Annotated in this window: 19 protein-coding genes; 11 read left to right on the top strand and 8 right to left on the bottom strand. The window is 23.0% G+C overall.

The genetic code is table 4. The annotated features are described in order from the left end of the window. Positions 1-63: 63 nt before the first annotated feature. From AACK91_RS04975 to AACK91_RS04990, 4 genes are all read right to left on the bottom strand, one after another. Positions 64-1,026 carry an IS1/IS1595 family N-terminal zinc-binding domain-containing protein gene (locus tag AACK91_RS04975; RefSeq protein ID WP_338963247.1) on the bottom strand — a complete coding sequence of 321 codons (963 nt, stop codon included), beginning with the start codon at positions 1,024-1,026 and terminating at the stop codon, positions 64-66. Positions 1,027-1,113: 87 nt separating this feature from the next. Then, positions 1,114-1,680, bottom strand: a complete 567-nt coding sequence (locus AACK91_RS04980) for a hypothetical protein (RefSeq protein ID WP_338964714.1) — start codon at positions 1,678-1,680, stop codon at positions 1,114-1,116. A gap of 78 nt (positions 1,681-1,758) precedes the next feature. Continuing rightward, positions 1,759-2,073: a hypothetical protein gene (locus AACK91_RS04985; protein WP_338964716.1), complete on the bottom strand. Its 315-nt coding sequence runs from the start codon at positions 2,071-2,073 to the stop codon at positions 1,759-1,761. Between the two features lie 87 nt (positions 2,074-2,160). Next, positions 2,161-2,454 carry a hypothetical protein gene (locus AACK91_RS04990; protein ID WP_338964717.1) on the bottom strand — a complete coding sequence of 98 codons (294 nt, stop codon included), beginning with the start codon at positions 2,452-2,454 and terminating at the stop codon, positions 2,161-2,163. A gap of 244 nt (positions 2,455-2,698) precedes the next feature. On the opposite strand from AACK91_RS04990, the gene AACK91_RS04995 reads away from it, so the two are divergent. From AACK91_RS04995 to AACK91_RS05005, 3 genes are all read left to right on the top strand, one after another. Beyond that, positions 2,699-3,097, top strand: coding sequence for a hypothetical protein (locus AACK91_RS04995; RefSeq protein WP_338964719.1), 399 nt, complete (start codon positions 2,699-2,701; stop codon positions 3,095-3,097). Next, on the top strand, positions 3,090-3,947 hold the full coding sequence (locus AACK91_RS05000; RefSeq protein WP_338964722.1) for a phage terminase large subunit: 858 nt from the start codon (positions 3,090-3,092) through the stop codon (positions 3,945-3,947). The genes AACK91_RS04995 and AACK91_RS05000 overlap by 8 nt, the downstream gene beginning before the upstream one ends. A gap of 131 nt (positions 3,948-4,078) precedes the next feature. Next, positions 4,079-5,749, top strand: a complete 1,671-nt coding sequence (locus tag AACK91_RS05005; RefSeq protein ID WP_338964725.1) for a hypothetical protein — start codon at positions 4,079-4,081, stop codon at positions 5,747-5,749. A 687-nt stretch (positions 5,750-6,436) separates the two neighbouring features. Here the strand turns inward: AACK91_RS05005 and AACK91_RS05010 are convergent. Beyond that, a complete protein-coding gene (locus tag AACK91_RS05010) occupies positions 6,437-6,940 on the bottom strand; it encodes a lipoprotein (RefSeq protein WP_338964728.1) in 504 nt (167 codons plus the stop codon). 441 nt (positions 6,941-7,381) lie between these two features. Between AACK91_RS05010 and AACK91_RS05015 the strand changes: the two genes are divergently transcribed. Genes AACK91_RS05015 through AACK91_RS05035 form a run of 5 tightly spaced genes read left to right on the top strand, consistent with a single transcriptional unit; the run spans position 7,382 to position 12,065 of the window. Then, complete coding sequence (locus AACK91_RS05015; RefSeq protein WP_338964731.1) at positions 7,382-7,810, top strand: hypothetical protein; 429 nt, start codon at positions 7,382-7,384, stop codon at positions 7,808-7,810. Between the two features lie 52 nt (positions 7,811-7,862). After that, the gene (locus tag AACK91_RS05020; protein WP_338964732.1) at positions 7,863-9,227 is read left to right on the top strand and encodes a hypothetical protein; all 1,365 of its coding nucleotides are present in this window, start codon (positions 7,863-7,865) and stop codon (positions 9,225-9,227) included. 6 nt (positions 9,228-9,233) lie between these two features. Then, entirely contained in the window at positions 9,234-10,172 is a 939-nt protein-coding gene (locus AACK91_RS05025; protein ID WP_338964734.1) for a hypothetical protein, read from the top strand. Then, the gene (locus AACK91_RS05030; protein ID WP_338964737.1) at positions 10,162-11,373 is read left to right on the top strand and encodes a hypothetical protein; all 1,212 of its coding nucleotides are present in this window, start codon (positions 10,162-10,164) and stop codon (positions 11,371-11,373) included. The genes AACK91_RS05025 and AACK91_RS05030 overlap by 11 nt, the downstream gene beginning before the upstream one ends. 2 nt (positions 11,374-11,375) lie before the next feature. Beyond that, the gene (locus tag AACK91_RS05035; protein ID WP_338964740.1) at positions 11,376-12,065 is read left to right on the top strand and encodes a hypothetical protein; all 690 of its coding nucleotides are present in this window, start codon (positions 11,376-11,378) and stop codon (positions 12,063-12,065) included. A 384-nt stretch (positions 12,066-12,449) separates the two neighbouring features. Here the strand turns inward: AACK91_RS05035 and AACK91_RS05040 are convergent, their stop codons facing one another. Continuing rightward, positions 12,450-13,421, bottom strand: coding sequence for an IS30 family transposase (locus AACK91_RS05040; protein ID WP_338964743.1), 972 nt, complete (start codon positions 13,419-13,421; stop codon positions 12,450-12,452). Between the two features lie 119 nt (positions 13,422-13,540). Here AACK91_RS05040 and AACK91_RS05045 point away from each other — a divergent pair, with 119 nt between their 5' ends. The 3 genes from AACK91_RS05045 (at position 13,541) to AACK91_RS05055 (ending at position 15,123) form a co-directional block, all read left to right on the top strand. Beyond that, the gene (locus AACK91_RS05045; protein ID WP_338964746.1) at positions 13,541-13,663 is read left to right on the top strand and encodes a lipoprotein; all 123 of its coding nucleotides are present in this window, start codon (positions 13,541-13,543) and stop codon (positions 13,661-13,663) included. A 190-nt stretch (positions 13,664-13,853) separates the two neighbouring features. Next, a complete protein-coding gene (locus tag AACK91_RS05050) occupies positions 13,854-14,816 on the top strand; it encodes an IS1/IS1595 family N-terminal zinc-binding domain-containing protein (protein WP_338963247.1) in 963 nt (320 codons plus the stop codon). 46 nt (positions 14,817-14,862) lie between these two features. Further along, on the top strand, positions 14,863-15,123 hold the full coding sequence (locus AACK91_RS05055; RefSeq protein ID WP_338964749.1) for a hypothetical protein: 261 nt from the start codon (positions 14,863-14,865) through the stop codon (positions 15,121-15,123). A gap of 20 nt (positions 15,124-15,143) precedes the next feature. On the opposite strand, the gene AACK91_RS05060 is transcribed toward AACK91_RS05055, so the two are convergent. Both AACK91_RS05060 and AACK91_RS05065 read right to left on the bottom strand, forming a co-directional pair. Then, the gene (locus AACK91_RS05060) at positions 15,144-17,222 is read right to left on the bottom strand and encodes a spiroplasma phage ORF1-like family protein (protein WP_422397287.1); all 2,079 of its coding nucleotides are present in this window, start codon (positions 17,220-17,222) and stop codon (positions 15,144-15,146) included. 40 nt (positions 17,223-17,262) lie between these two features. Further along, complete coding sequence (locus AACK91_RS05065; RefSeq protein ID WP_338964619.1) at positions 17,263-17,601, bottom strand: hypothetical protein; 339 nt, start codon at positions 17,599-17,601, stop codon at positions 17,263-17,265. Between the last annotated feature and the right edge of the window lie 38 nt (positions 17,602-17,639).

Consider the following 17,639-nt stretch of genomic DNA (forward strand, 5'->3'; position numbering starts at 1 on the left):
AATCATCAATATGACAATTTGAAAACTAATTTTGTGTAAGATTATGATTTTGCTTTAAATTTTTTAAACGTTAAAATATAATACCGTTGATTGTTGGTTTGGTGTTAAACCTTTGTGTTGGTATTTTCATTTTCAGAGCTTTAAATAATTTTGAATATTAGTGAAACCCAAACCATGATAATGAATTAAGGCTTCTTTAAGACTGGATTGTAATTTACTAATCTTATTTAACTTTTGATAACTAGTATCAGGGTTTGTACTAGTTTTGGTGGAATATAGAGTAGAATTTGTTTGTTTTGCTACTAATAAATATAGTGGTTGCATATCAGAAATAATTATTGATTTTTCTTTAATTAGTTGCTTATTCATATTTTCAATAATCCATTGTTTTTGTAATCTTTTGGTATTGGTGGATTGAACAAAAATATTATTATTGCTATCAACTGCCATTTGAATACAGCATTTGGTATCAGTTGAAAATGGATCGAGATGAGTTTTTCGTTTATCAAATTTATCTTTAAAATTGCCTTTATGAATTTCTTTAATAAATGTTTCATCCATTTGGATTTGACCATTTAATTTTTTAAATTTTAACTGTGTATTTTCTAATTGTTTTGATTGCATTAATTTTTGTCGATTATATCAAGCGGTTTTTGGGGTTGTTTTAATAAAACGAGAAATTATTTTACTAGATTGTCCTAACAATGAAATTTGAATTAATAAATTTCACTGTTCATAATTTAAATGACTTCAATAAGTAAAATGATGACGAAATGCATCAAAACTAGCACGACATTTTTTACATAAATATTTTTGTTTTCCTTCGGAATTATGACCATTTTTAACACAATGAAAAGATTTGCAATTAGGACATATAATGCCTTTATCTCTAAATTTTTGATCAATTTCATTTAAACGTTTTTGTTTTTTAATTAAGTCTGCTTGTTGTTTTATTTTTTCATAAAATTCTAAAAATTGATCATCTGTTAAGCTATTTATTAATTCTGTAATTATTTTTTTCATCATTTATTTACCTCTATATATTAAAAATATACCTAATTTTAAGTATATTTTATAAATATCAAGAGTTTTCGACAAAATTAAAGGATAAAACTAATAAAAATATAAATTTTTTTGTAAATAATAATTTACAAAATTATTAACTGAATAATTAAATTTATTTTCTTCTAATGATTTATTACTATTAAATAAATTAATTTTATTTTTTAACCCCATCATACTAGCATTTAATCTATTTCTAATAATTTTTTCACTATAAATGGCTTTTTTAATCATAGTACCTTTTCAATAATGAGAAATGTCACCTTCCATATGACAACCAACATTATTTCATAATGTTTGATTTCTAATGCCTTCTTTATTATTTTTAATTAATCTAATAGTTTTATTTAAAAAATCTAATTTAGCATCGCTTATAAAAGATTTACTATCTTCTAAACACTGTAATAATTCTTCATATTTAGCATTAAAAAAATAATCCACTGCTTTATGATATGTTTCTCTATTTTCCTTATTTTTATTTTGATATGGATATAATTTTTTAAATCTACTTGTAAGATGAAATTTATCTATTGTATAGTGAATTTTATTTTTAGGAAAATATTGATGCATAAAAATTTTAGTATTTTTAATTAAAGGAGCACCATCACCTAAAATCATAATTTCAATATTAGGTATCATATTTAAATGAGTTTCAATTAAAGAAAATAATTTTATAAGAACTGGTTTTAAATTTGCTTATTTTTTAAGATAATCTGGAATATTATCCATTTCAAAAACACCTAATTTATTTGCGATTACAGGTCTTTTTACAGTATATTTTTCTTCATCATACCCAGTATGTACAGTACATGCTATCGTATGTTTTTTTATCTTTTTTCTTCCTTGCTTTGTTGAATCTAACATTTTCAAATAAGTACCATCCATTTGAATATATAAAGTGTGTGGAATATCTATTTTTTTATTACTTTTATTAAAGTAATATTCTTCGTCAGTTTTTGCATTTTTCATAATATTAGATACTGTCATTAAACTAATTTTTACATGTTCCATAGTATCTAAAATATCTTTATATCTTTTGTTCTCAGTAATAAATAATAATATTTTTTCTTTAACAGAATTATCTATTCTTTGTCATTTTTAAATTCCTAAAATTTTATCCAAAGGAAAAATATATTCTTCTTTACCTGTTTCTGAATTAATTTTATAATATCTTCTTCTCTTAAAAGTTATTTTTCCATTTAAAATTACTAATGTTCTTTCAATTTTATCTTTTACTTTATAATTTTTAAATTCTTTTAAAGTTTCATCAATTTTATAATTTTTAAAAATTCATTTATCATAATCTTCTAAACTTTGTTGAATAATTTCAATACTCTGTATATATAATAAATTAATAAAATTCTTAAAAAAATTATTATCAACATTTATCATTTTCTTACCATCTTTCTTAGTTTACGACTTTATCACAAAAATAATAAAAATGCAAAAAAAGGATAGTAATTTTTATTTAGTATGTTACAATTTGAATGTATTTAATAAATTAATTAACTGAAAGTAAAGTAATTTACTTTTTTTTATTTTGATGTAAAATATAGATAATAAAAAAAAGAACCGTGTCAAGTTCTTCTGTACATGTTTTTCTCTACTTATATTTAACCATATAAAAGGAGTAAAAATGAAAGAATTTAATCCAAAAACAGCAAGTTTGGCGACTTTTTATCGTAAAATAGAGCAATTTTGAGAAAATAAATCACCTAATAAACCATATACTTTGAATGATTTAACCAATGAATTCAACCTTTCTCGTCATTGAAGACAAGAAATTTATCGGAGCGAAAAGATAGTTCCTTTGCTTGAAAAACAAGTTGATAGAATTGAAAGTGAAATAATTAATTTTATGATGAAAACACCTGATGGTGCTAAATTATATTGACAACGAGCCTTTAATTATAAATATTCACTACAAGAAAAAGAACTTGAAAAAGAATTAAACTTAAATAATCAACAACCAATAATTTTTAATTTACAAACTGATATTAGAGATATTAAAAAAGAAAGTGATAATAATGCTTAATCATTTTACTTATTTGTTAGAAACCCCTTATTGATTATTACAAAATAGTAGTATTGGTAATAAATATCCCTTTGCTAAAAAATATGAATTAGTTAATGAAATTAATCAAATTGGAACACGATATAGTGGTAAAACTATTTCAAATATTAAAATGTTTGGTGAATTATTAAAAATTAGTTTATTAATTAAAGAACCAATTTGTATTATTGCTAGTATGTATTGAAGTAAAGATTTAAAAGATAGTGTATTTCAAAATATCTGAAATATGTTAGATGAAAATAATATTTCTTATACTATTAATTTATCTAATTTTACTTTTACTTTATCAAATGGTAGCAAAATATATTGTAAAGGTTTACATTCACCAAGTCGAAAAGAAAAATTAAAAGCTTTTGCTGATTTAAATAAATATAAATTAGTTATTGATTGAAGAGAAGAATGTGATCAATTTCAACAAAAAGATTTAAGTGATTTAGAATTTGCTATTCGTGGTTATCAAAATAAAATAACAATTAATACATGTAATCCTGAAAGTTTAAAAAGATATATTGTTGGTTATTGTAATGAATTATTACCTTTTAATGAAGAAATAATGCGTAGTAAATATGAAAAAATTAATTATATCGAAAAATGAAATATGAAGATTATTATTCATTATTCTAGTTGAAGACTTAATTATGAATTACCACAAGATAAAGTTAATGAACAATTAAGATTAGAGCAATTAGATATTGAAAGAGCAAGAGTGTGGAGTTGAGGTTTACCAGGCAATACTAGTGGGTCAATCTTTGCAAGATATATTGATAAGATAATAATTCTGAATTTTATTGATCTAAAAGTTGAAAAATAACACCACCAAATAAAGTAAAAGTAAATAGTGGTAATGTTGATAATATTATTAGTACACAAGCTTCATCTTATTTTAGAAGAAAAGATGAATTTGGTAATACAGTTGGTCAAGTTCAATTTGAATATAATAAAATGAGTTCATATAATGTTTGAGATATTTTAAATATGAATAATTTTATTAATCGCCAAATTACCGTATTACCTTTAAACTATACGCAAAAGTTAGTATTTAATCTTTTTACTATCTCATGCGGAGTTGGTAAATTCTCAAATTTTATTTCATTTGGTATTCCATGAGGATGAGTTATTAATCAAGATAAAAAAACTTGACCTAATTTTCAATTTCTTAATGGTTTTATGAGTTCTAATGTTTATAGTTTTTATAATGATGCTTTTTGGTCTGAAAAATCAAAAGGAAAAGGTTATTTACCATTTGAAATATTTAGAGAACAAGGAAACGACAAAGTTAGTGCTATATTTGGTGCAAATGCTACTAGTTTAGGTTTTACTACTTTATTAACTGATAAATTTAAAGGGACTGTTTTAACTAATGATGGTAAACCAACCGAAGAATTAGTTTATTCAACTTATAATTTAAAACAATTAAATCCTAAAACTAATCGAGTTTATTTAATTAATGAAAAAACCAAAGCAATAGATGCTCAAACACCAGTTAGTGATAGTGAAAAAGATAATGATTTAGAATTCTTACAAACACCAGATGGAACAAATTGTAGTTATATTATTGATATGTTTTCAATTCAAGCATTATATAAAGGTAATTTTGAAATTATCTTTTATGCAGATAACCCATATACAAATAATGAAGAAGATTATTTAAGATTATCAGTATGAAGTTTCAGAGGTAAAACAAAAAGTACACTAAATAATTATTTACGAGATATGACAACTAATTATAAAAATAGTTTCTTATTACCACATGACTATGAAATACCAACATTTAATTACCCACAATATGTATTACCACCAGTACCATATAACTATGAACCTTATACCAAAGATATTTGAGATGCTAAAACAGGACAAGCATTAAAAACTAAAATTACAGCACCAGCACAATGTAAGAAAACAATAAATTCTCAAAGTTATGCTAATTTATTTTCTGATGAATTTAATGAAGGTTATTGTGAAACTGAAATTGATTTAAGACAAATTGACCCAACAATTCAAAGTATAGATAAATTTATTAATTCTTATAAAACAATAGAAATAAGTAATCTTAATAATTTACAAGTTAGATGTTTTAGACCTGATATAGAGCGATTTATTTATGATAGAAATATTAATCTTTTAGGTGGGGCTAATAGTTGCAATTTTAGTGGTGGTTTATTATCTAATATAACTTTACAAAAATCAGGTTTAGAACAAAAAGATAATGTTAATTTTGAAAATACAATAAATTTATATACAGATAATATAAAAGTAAATGATGTTCAGACATTTGCTACTGCTTCTACTAATGGTTTACCTAGTGGGGATTATACAAATAAATATTTATCTGAACAAAATCATTGAAATATTAATTTTTTGCTTCAAATAACAAAATTATCTAATAATGATAATGGAAAAATTACAGAAACATATTTACAAGCATATTATACAAATGATTTAAAATTAAAAATTAGATTTACAAAAACATTATTTGCTCAATTATTATTGGGAACTGGTTTTAATTATTTTGGTAATGATAAAAATATAACAATAGATTTAAATGCTTTGGGCGTATTGAATATGATAAATAAAAGTGATAACCCTATTAAAATCACAATTAAACCAAGATAAAAATTTACCTATTTACAAAATAAAAAAAATTTATTATAATATTAAATAAATTCAATATTATAACCCTTGATAAATAATTTAATTTTTGTAAAATATTAATGAGGAAATATTTACTCCCTATTTTCAGGCCACTGATTTATCTTTCGGCCATACCCTCCTTTGAGAGGGCTTGTTTTTTATATATTAAAATTTTATAAATAAAATAGGAAGATTAATGTTAATGATGATAAATTCAATTAGTTTATTTAGTGTTATAAAATATCATAAAATACATTATAATGCTTTTCATAATCATTTTTTTGTAAGAAAAAATAAAAGTTTATTTTTAAAAAATGGAATTGATATAAAAAAAGAACATTTAATAATAAATTTATTAAAACTAGACCAGCAATTATTTTAAGTAGTACGTTATATTCATATTTTATAGTTCCGACAACCTCAACGCCTCCTAAATCAACAGTAGTTGCAAAAAATAGGACAGAAATTACATTAAATTGTGAAAAATGTTATATATGTTGAGACCAAATTAATCATATTAATAAAGCACAAATGACAGGATATTGATGAGACAATAATAAAAAAAGAATTTCTTTTAATGGTTCAGCAAAAAAACTTATTAAAAAAGAATTTAATATAAAAGTTAAAAAAATAATGTTTAAAAATTAGACATTATTTTTTTATTCTCCATTAACTTTGTTTGATATTACCTTTATCATCAACTATTAAATTTGGCTCGGTTGTGTTTAAATTTCAACGATAAACTGATTTAATATAATTTTTATAATCATTTTGTCCCCATTCTCTAAAAACATCATTGTTGTAATAATATAATGAAGCATTATTTTCTGGATATTTAAAAAACTTTAATTCGTAATTATCATCTTTATAAATATTATATTCTTTTCCTGCTTCTATTGAATAATCTTTAAAAGTTTTAGTTATTACTCAATTTTGTTTTTTTCATACGATATAATATCACTTATTGTTTTTATCATCAAAAGGTTTTTCTTGGGGTGCTATTCATTCTAAGTTATCTCTAATAGTTTCATCAGTTGTATTTATTTTGTTTTCTTCTTTTAGTTTTGCTAATTCTTCAGGTGTATATTCATGTGGTGTATTACAAGCAACTAAACTTGTTGTACTTGTTCCTACTAATGTAATTGCACCAATAATACTTAATAATCTTTTCATATGTATATCTTCCTCTTTTTATTAATTAAATTATATAATAAAAAATAAAAAAGAGATTATTAAATCTCTTTTTTATATTGCTTAATAACTATTATATCTAGTTTTCATTCAATAGTTAATTTAAAGGTTTAAATAAGTAAAATCCCTTTTGGTTTACGATTAAAAGCAATAGAACACCGTATAGTCTTGTCTTACAACTAGAAACATAACTTATTTTTATAATTTAATTATATATAAATATAATTGTTTGTAAATACCTTTATTACGCGTTTTAAGGCATAAATTAGTAATAAATTATATTAATATTATTTTTGTATAAAAAAGTATTGTATTGTCAAAATAATAGTCTATAATCAAGTTATAGGTTTAATCTTTTTCCATAAAAAAGAGTTTATGCTGACTTGTTAATCGGACAAGAATAAAAAAAAGAGGTTTATAAAAATGGCACTTACAAAAGAACAATTAATAGAACAAGGTTTAAGTGAAGAGATTGCTGAAAATATCTTAAATCAGTTTAATAATGAAGCAAAGCAAATTAGAGAAAGTGTGCAAAAACGCGAAGATGTTATATCAAAAGAAGACTTTATTAAATTATCTAATGAATTAGATGAATTAAAAGCATTTAAAGATATTCCATCAACTAAAATTGAAGATATTAAAACTAATTTAGATAAAGTTAGTGGTAATTCTTTAAGTGAAAGAATGCAAACTTTAAAAGAATTAAAACCTGATTTGTTTGTTGAAGAACAACAATCAATTTCACCAACTAATTTTATTAAAGATATGATTGAAAATTCGGTTGAAAATAAAAATGATGAAATTGAAACTATTAAAGAAAAAGGAGCATATACATACTCCTGAGGAAATTAAAAAATTAACTGATTATACACTTAAAAACCTTAAATAATAAGGGGGTGAAATTATGGCAACAATTAATTTGCCACAAGTACCTTTTACATTGGAAGGTAATACAACAGACCAAAAAGCGTATGTTGATATGGTTAATGCTTTATTGCGTGGACATTTATATAATGAATATGCAAGTATTATGCAATATGCAACAGCAACTGCTGAACAAGTTGCTTGATTATCTAATGCGGGACAAGCATTATATAATTTAACTCATCGTGTGGTATGACAAAATGATTATTCATTACCAAATGGTGGAGCAACTCAAACAATGGGATTAACAAGAATTCCAGTTCCGATTGATAAGAGATTTAATTTAAAATTAATGAATGAGGCTTTTGACTTGGCATTAATAGAACAAAATATTAAAAATGGTGTTATTGCTGATGCTATTTCTAGTGTTGTACAGAATAAATTTGTTAATTTAGAATGTGAATTAATTCAGGCTATTTATGATTATTGTTTAGCAGATGGTCAATATGAAGTAATTCCATTTCGTAGTTATACAGCAGAAAATGCTGATGATGCAAATAAGGCATTCTTTACATTAAATGAAACTTTGATTGAATTAACAAATCAAATTAGTAATTTATATTTTGGATTGCCAACTGATAAAATGTTTATGGTTTTAGGTCGTAGAGCCTATTTAGGATTAACACCTGCGTATTTAAAAGTAATTGGTTCACAAGCCCAATTAAAAGCAATGGTTAATGGTGAATTATATGAAAATACAGCAATGGGTATTCCTGTATCTAAAAGTTTTCATTTAGAAAAAACATATACAAAAGGACAAGTTGACCGTGATAAAGGTTATAATTTTACTAATGTAAATGGTTTAATTATTAATAAACAAGTATGAGCTTATCCAATTAATATGGATACTATTCAACAAGTTTTAGATAATGATACGGCTAACCCTAAATGAATTGGTAAAGTACAATATGCAACACCAACAATTTTATATCCAAAAACATGTAAAATTATTTTAGAAAAAGCGCCAACCCAAGATGAAATTAATACTGCTAAAAGTAATCTTAATAAAACATTTAGAGTTCCTGTTGATTATGTAATTCCATCATCAAATAAAATTGATATTAGTGGAATTAATAAATTAAATAAACCAACTATTCACGTTACAGACCCAACACAAACAACAGCAGAACAATTAAAACCACAATTTAAAGATGTTGTTTTAAAATCAGTAAAAGCGGTAAATAATTTTTTAACAGAAAATGATTATGATTACTTTATTGAAAGTAAAGGTGAAGACTGACCAATTAATATTACAAATGACAAAACTGTTGAAGTTCAAATTGAAGGTAAAAACAATGCTACTGGTCAAACAAACCCCATTGATGTTGTAATTAAAAATTCTTAATAAACAATGAATTTACTAATATTACGCGTTTTAACTTTATTAGTATCTAATTTAGAAAATAAACCTTTAATAAGTAAATTTGTAAATTTAATTAATAGAGTTAATCAAGTTCAAAATAAAATATTAAAACCAATTAATTATATTACTGATAAATATAATAAAATTACAAGTAAAGTTGAAGATATTTATCAATGATTAAATCCCTTTACTTATTTAGATTTAATTAAAAAAGGTCATAAAAAAGAAATACAACAAATATTAAGTCAATTAGAAAAAGATAATAATATTCAAAATAGAGAACAATTTAAAAATGAAAATTATCTAAATACTAATTGAAAGCCTTTAAATAGTAGTTGACTTGATAGTGGTATGTTTAATATTACAAATAAGTTAACTTTAACAGGTAATTTAACTATTTTAATATATACAAAAACAGCAAAACATCCAAAATTTTATGGTCCATATGTTTATCCTGGTGTTCCAGTTGAAATTTGAAAATTATTAAGTAATGCTGTATCTAATGCTGGGACTTTATTTTGGCGTTATTGATTAAGAAAATGATTACCTAGTCATTTAAGAAATTATATTAAAAAACGATTACCACAAACATTAAAAGAAAAATATCCCAAAGGAACTACTAAATTAACATTACCAACAGTTCAAAAATTACAACAAATTAAAAAGTTTATTAATAATTTAAAGATTGGACATTTTAATTTTAATTTTGCTGGTGAAATTAATAATAAAAAATGATATAAAGAGCGAATTGCTGATGTTAAAAATATTAAGAATTTATATAAAACACCAGTTAAAAATAAATTTTATCAGGTTAATAAATCTATTAAAGCAATTAATAAAACCAAAAGAAAGGTTAATAGTTATAAACCAAATAATTTAAAAAATAAATATCGTAATCAATTAAGGGGTGTTTTATATGGAAAATAATTTAAGTAATTTGTTATTTATAACAGTTGAAGATGTTAAAGCAAGTAAACTTTGACAACCTATTAATGATAGAAAACAATCTGCTTATAATGATAATTTAATTTATAATGCTATTTTAAAAACTAGTTTATGAATGGATAGATTATCAGGTGGAACAATTTCCGATAAAATAAATAAAAAAGATTTATTTCCCTGAGTAAAAAAAGATAATACTGGTTTAATTGAATATGATAAATGATTAAGTTATATTCAATCTGCTTGTTTATTAGCAGTTATAAATTGATATTTACCAAAAGGAGTTAATGATTTAACTGGTAGTGCTTCATTTTCACAAGGTGGTGTAGCATATTCACAAACTAATGACCCAGAAGCAAATGAAAATATTACTCGTGATGTTAAAAATGCTTTAAAATTAGCAGGTGAAATAATTGATATTATATCTAGTAAAACAGTACCTAGACCTTATAATTATAGTTTAGATAATTATGCTCATCCATGAGAAGAAGAATATAAACATATTAGTAAAAAAACTTTTTATCCAACATTATTATTTTGATTAAAAGAACGATTACAAACTGATAATTCAATAAATATTACTTATCCAATTATTAATGACTTTTCTAAAATTGATTATAACGATTATATTAAATTAATAGTTCCATTTGACAATGATACAATTTATTATGAAAATAATGTTTGAAAAGCAAAACAAGGTGGTGATGTTCCATCTGATGTTATTAAAGATAGTGATTTAAATAAAAATTATATTGTTAAAGAAAATGGTCAGTATATTGTAAAAACATCACAAGATATTATTCTTAAACAAGATAAATTAATAAGTGGTGAAAATATTAAAACTATTAATGGTAATTCATTATTAGGTAATGGTGATATTTCTATTAGTGTTGGTAATGATTGAGAATTTGTTGATACTAGTGATTTTAAACCAGCAACTGAATATCAAATTAAAAATTTTGATAAATCAAAATATATATATCAATTATGAGTAGCACCCAATTTATATCCATCTTGTTATATAAAAACAAATATTAATTATACTGTTAATTGTGCTGCGGGATATTTCATTATAGACCAAGGAATAACTGCAGTGATTGATTTAAGTGGAAAAGTTCAATTAGCAAATAATGCAGGAGCAGTTGAATTAAATAGTATATATATTGAAAGAAAATTGGTGAATTAATTATGAGACAAGATAAAACAACTTTATTAAAGGGTGCTTTACCTTGAAATTGATTTAAAAAAGATCCTATTCCAACTTATAATTGAACTCATAAAGATATTAGAGAATGAGAAAGAAAATATAAAATTCGTAGTTGAGTAGTTAGTTTTTATACATTGATATTTTTAGCATTAAATTGTTGATTAGAATATGGTATGATTAATGCAATAAAAGATAATATTAATTGATATAATTATGGTCAATATTGAGGTAATGGAATTTCAATATTATTAACACCCTTATTTACACATGGAATTCAAGGTATATTTGTTGCTAGTAGTAAACCAAAAGTAGATATGAAAATTGATATTCCACGATTAAAAGTTTCTAAACTGGGATTAGTATTTACAATTTTACCTTTAATTACTTTAATAATTTCTTTAATTATTATTTGAATTGATAAATCAAAATGAAAAAAAGACCATTTAAGACATTGTTTAGATTGTCGGATTAATTCTAGTGTTATTCAACCACGAATAGCAAAACAATGAAATAATTTAGATGGTATAACAGAAGAAATATTTAAAAATATGCAAAGTGAATTTATTAAAAAACAACAAGAAGAGTTAAAAAATAAGCAAAATAAATCAGAAGAAAAAGAACAAAAAACAGTAATAGAAACAGCAAAAGAAATATTAAATAGTAAGGAATAAAATAGACTATATTAGGGGTGGTTGATATTTTTGGGTGGTTATATAGTTTAATTTATAAATTATTTTGTTCTGAAAAAATGGATGGCCACTGTTTGAGTAAGGATAAGAAAGGAATTAAATAAAATGAATGAAACATTAATGATTGCTTTACTTGTATTAGCTGGTGCTGGTGGAATTGGTAGTCTTGGTATTCTTGGATTATCTGCTAAAAAAAAGGAATTATGTAAAATGAAGTGCAACAAATCTTATTAGTCAAATAATACAATAAAAATCATAAAAAATCAATTATAAATTTTTAAAAATCAAAATATTTATAGTTTTTATTTTATTTTAAGGAAAATTAAGCACACTAAAAAATAATTTATTAAATTACTTCAAATAAACCTATTTAAAATTATCTGAAAATACCTCTTTTGCTGTTTTTCAATTAAGAACAGGCCTTAATTTATCATTTATAACATTAACTACTCAATTTATTTTTTGTTGACTAACATTATTAAAATCAGTTCCCTTAGGAAATCATTGTCTAAGTTCAGAATTCATATATTCAATTAATGGTTTTTGTTGTGGTTTACCAGGGTCACAAAAATAAACTTGTGTTTCAGCAAATATTTCTAATTCTCTTCATTTACTAAATTCTTTTCCTCTATCAGTTATTATTCCTTTAATTTTCCCAAATAAATTATTACTTATAACAATATCTTTAAACTTTTCCACAACTTCATTAGCAGTATGATTTTTTAATTTCATAACAAAATAACTTTTACTATTTTGTTCAACTAAAACCAAATTACTAGATTGATGCTCTTTTCCAACTATGGTATCCATTTCAAATCAACCAACATCAGTCTCTTTATTCTCAATATCTCATATTGATTTAAAATTAATTAATTTACCACGATTATCAAATTTTCCTTTTGTTTTATATTTTTTACCACGATGACGTAAATTCTGTTTTAAAAAAACATAAAAACCCAAACGAATTCATTTATACAATGTTTTAACACAAACAGGAAATTTAATACCAAACTTTAGAAAATAACGATGAATAAGTTGTGATGGAGAATCACGATAAACATTAAATCTTATATTAATAAAATTTAATTGTTCTTCTGTAAACTTATATCTTTTATTATTCTTTTTTCTTTTCTCATAATACATTTTATCTGACTTATAAGCACTATATTCATCAATAGTTTTAAAACGCTTAATTTCTCGCAAAATAGTACTACGATTTCTGTTCAAACATTTAGCAATTTGTGAAATATTTATTTCACCATTCTTTTTTAAAAATAATTTTGATAATAATAATTTTTCCAATTTAACCTTATCGATAAAACTTAAATGACTATACATAACATTTATATACCTTTCATTAATTTATAAATTTAATATTAAAATTATTTAATACATTATTGATATATGATAAAATCAATTATAGCATTCAAGTAATTTTAATAAAGGAGAAGTAAAATATGAAAAAGTTACTAAGTATTTTAGGAGTAATCGGATTAACAGCAACAAGTACAACAACATTAATTAGTTGTGAAAAACCAAATAATAATGAAAACGGGGGGGGTAATAAACCTACACCATAACCACAACAACTACCAGAAAATAGCAAATGAACTAATATTCCTAGAACACAGGCGCCTAATAAAGAATTTTTAACTGCTACTAATAAATGATATTTTTATATAAATAAATACTTTAATTTTGTCGAAAACTCTTGATATTTATAAAATATACCTAAAATTAGGTATATTTTTAATATATAGAGGTAAATAAATGATGAAAAAAATAATTACAGAATTAATAAATAGCTTAACAGATGATCAATTTTTAGAATTTTATGAAAAAATAAAACAACAAGCAGACTTAATTAAAAAACAAAAACGTTTAAATGAAATTGATCAAAAATTTAGAGATAAAGGCATTATATGTCCTAATTGCAAATCTTTTCATTGTGTTAAAAATGGTCATAATTCCGAAGGAAAACAAAAATATTTATGTAAAAAATGTCGTGCTAGTTTTGATGCATTTCGTCATCATTTTACTTATTGAAGTCATTTAAATTATGAACAGTGAAATTTATTAATTCAAATTTCATTGTTAGGACAATCTAGTAAAATAATTTCTCGTTTTATTAAAACAACCCCAAAAACCGCTTGATATAATCGACAAAAATTAATGCAATCAAAACAATTAGAAAATACACAGTTAAAATTTAAAAAATTAAATGGTCAAATCCAAATGGATGAAACATTTATTAAAGAAATTCATAAAGGCAATTTTAAAGATAAATTTGATAAACGAAAAACTCATCTCGATCCATTTTCAACTGATACCAAATGCTGTATTCAAATGGCAGTTGATAGCAATAATAATATTTTTGTTCAATCCACCAATACCAAAAGATTACAAAAACAATGGATTATTGAAAATATGAATAAGCAACTAATTAAAGAAAAATCAATAATTATTTCTGATATGCAACCACTATATTTATTAGTAGCAAAACAAACAAATTCTACTCTATATTCCACCAAAACTAGTACAAACCCTGATACTAGTTATCAAAAGTTAAATAAGATTAGTAAATTACAATCCAGTCTTAAAGAAGCCTTAATTCATTATCATGGTTTGGGTTTCACTAATATTCAAAATTATTTAAAGCTCTGAAAATGAAAATACCAACACAAAGGTTTAACACCAAACCAACAATCAACGGTATTATATTTTAACGTTTAAAAAATTTAAAGCAAAATCATAATCTTACACAAAATTAGTTTTCAAATTGTCATATTGATGATTTTTTTTATTTCATCAAGAGTTTTCGACAAAATTAAAGAATAAATATGAAAATAATTATATAACGACAAAATTTTATTTTGATAATAATTTTATTAATAATCAAAACACTTGATGACAACACTTAAAAAATGATTCAGATTTTATTTGAAACTATAATTTAGTATATCGTTGAAATAAAAACAATGAACCACAAATACCAGAAATTAATAAAGACACAGGACTAATAATTGATTGAAAAGAATAAAAGGACTAACAAGTCCTTTTTTAAATTAATCGAACAAACTTCATAAAGATAATTAATAGGAATATATTTGTTATTGTATTATATAATGCTGGACTAAATTTTCATACCTCAAATGTTTGACTAAAAAAACTATATATTGTTTGAAATATTTTACCAACACCGCTTGCTAATTCGTTTACTTGTTTAACACCGGGAATATTATTTACAATTCAAATTGCAGCATTTTTTATATGACACGCTAAATTATATCAACTACAACTTTCATATTGGGCTTGTCATCATTGTCCATCAGGAAACAACCCGCCATTATTTATTTCTTGTCAGTTATAAATTCCAAAATTAAAATCATAATAACGGTACATATCATTTTCTTTTTGGGCTTGTAATTCAAAAACATTATAACCGATTTTTTGTTCTTCAATTTTTTTGTATTTTAAACCGTATTTATCTTTTAAAGCACCTTCAAAAATATAACCTTCATTTTGATTAATATTATAATTATTTGCAACTGAAAAATCATAATTAAATACATTACCATAATTAGTATTATAAAAACGATTTTTAAATGCTGAATACAATTTAATGTCTAATTGATTGTATTTATCAGAAAAATAAAAATAACGAGGATAAATTTTAAAACCATTATTTGCTAATAAACCATATTTTTTATTATATCCTTGTACATAAGTATCATTTTCTAAATCAAAAATGGTACGTAAATAATCTTTATAAAAATTTTGGGAAACCGTAAACATACTATTTAATAGTTTTTCAAATTGATTTTTATTAGTATTAGTTTCATCAATTAAAACATCTCTAAAATTAATCAATTTTAAACCAAAAAAATTAATTAAAACAGTATCATACTGTAAATTATCAATATAACCACTTTCAATAAAATTACTGCGATTTTGAAATACAGGTACCAAAGCATGGGTAAAAAAGGCTTTTAAAAATTTATTAATATCAATTTGACCTTTCATCTGTTCAAAAACCATTTTACCAATATTAGGAGAATTACCTTGATAATAATTATAAGTTTCAGCACTAAAATTAAAAGTATCTTCTTTTTCTTTTATTAAAGAAAATAAAAAACCTAAATCATCAGTATACCAATAACTATTTGCATTATTACCATCCCAATATTGTTTAAAATGTGTTAATTCTAAACTACCAGCAATAATATTTTTATTTTCATCAATTGTTAAAATCATCCGATAAATTGATTTTCTAGTTAAAATAACATCAGGTTTTCAATCTAATTTTTCCATATTATTAATAATTTCAAAATCAAAAATTATTCTTTCACTACCCAAATTTGGGTCATCATAGTTTGGATTACCACCTTGCTGAATTCGGATATTTTCTTGTACAATAACATCAATATATTTAAGCAAAAAAGAACGAACATTTTGATAATATTCAGTATATAATTTTAATTTGCCATCATTATCAACAACTGGTAATTCTGGTTCACCGTTTCCATCTCAACGATATACTAAATTATAGTTTCAAATAAAATCTGAATCATTTTTTAAGTGTTGTCATCAAGTGTTTTGATTTTTAATAAAATTATTATCAAAATAAAATTTTGTAAGCAAATATTGACCATTTCTTTTTTCTCCATAAAAATATCATTTATTAGTAGCAGTTAAAAATTCTTTATTAGGTGCCTGTGTTCTAGGAATTTGTATTCAAAACTCATTAATCATTTTAACTAATTGTAAATTATCAATACCTCTTTCTAATTTATTAATAACTTCCACAGTATTAAAATACTTAGCAAAAGAATAAGAAAAATTAGTTAATTCTTTTAAAAATTGTTTTTTATCAACATCATAGAATTTATCAATATTATATTGTTTAGCATAAGTATCTCAATTTTTATATAAATCCATAAACTCATCACTAGGCTTATCAAATGAAATTCCCGTTGAATAACTATCCTTTAAAAAGTCTAAATATCATTTATCATTATAAGTTAATGTTTGTGATGTTTTTAGAGTTGGATTAATAAAGTAATTTGTTTCAGACCAGTTTTCAAAAAAACTACTGCGTAAAAACATTGTATTAATAAAATCAGTTTCATTCATTCCCATTGTTTGTTAATTAACAGTATAATTCTGCTGATTTAAGGGTTTAAATGCTGTTAAAGTAATAAATGGAATAATTAAACCTAAAATACCTAAAATAGATATGGCAAATAAAGATAATGATTTTTTCATATTTATAATTCAACCCCCAACTATACAATGTTTTTGAAACAATAAACCCAACAATATATAAACTTGATATTGTTAACATTAATGGATGACTAAACAAAATTGCCATTTTACCAAACAAAGAAAGTAAAAAAGTATCTGAGTTATATAAATCCATAATGATATTTTTTGCTGATGTTAATTGATTTATAATCACCGTAATAAAACTAGTACCAAAAATAGCAATTGCAGCAACTAATAAAACTAATCTAATCATTAATCTGTTTCCTTTCACCGACCATTTTTATTAGCCTT

It is taken from the genome of Spiroplasma endosymbiont of Sarcophaga carnaria (genome assembly GCF_964019595.1).
Lineage (GTDB): Bacteria > Bacillota_I > Bacilli_A > Mycoplasmatales > Mycoplasmataceae > Spiroplasma > Spiroplasma poulsonii.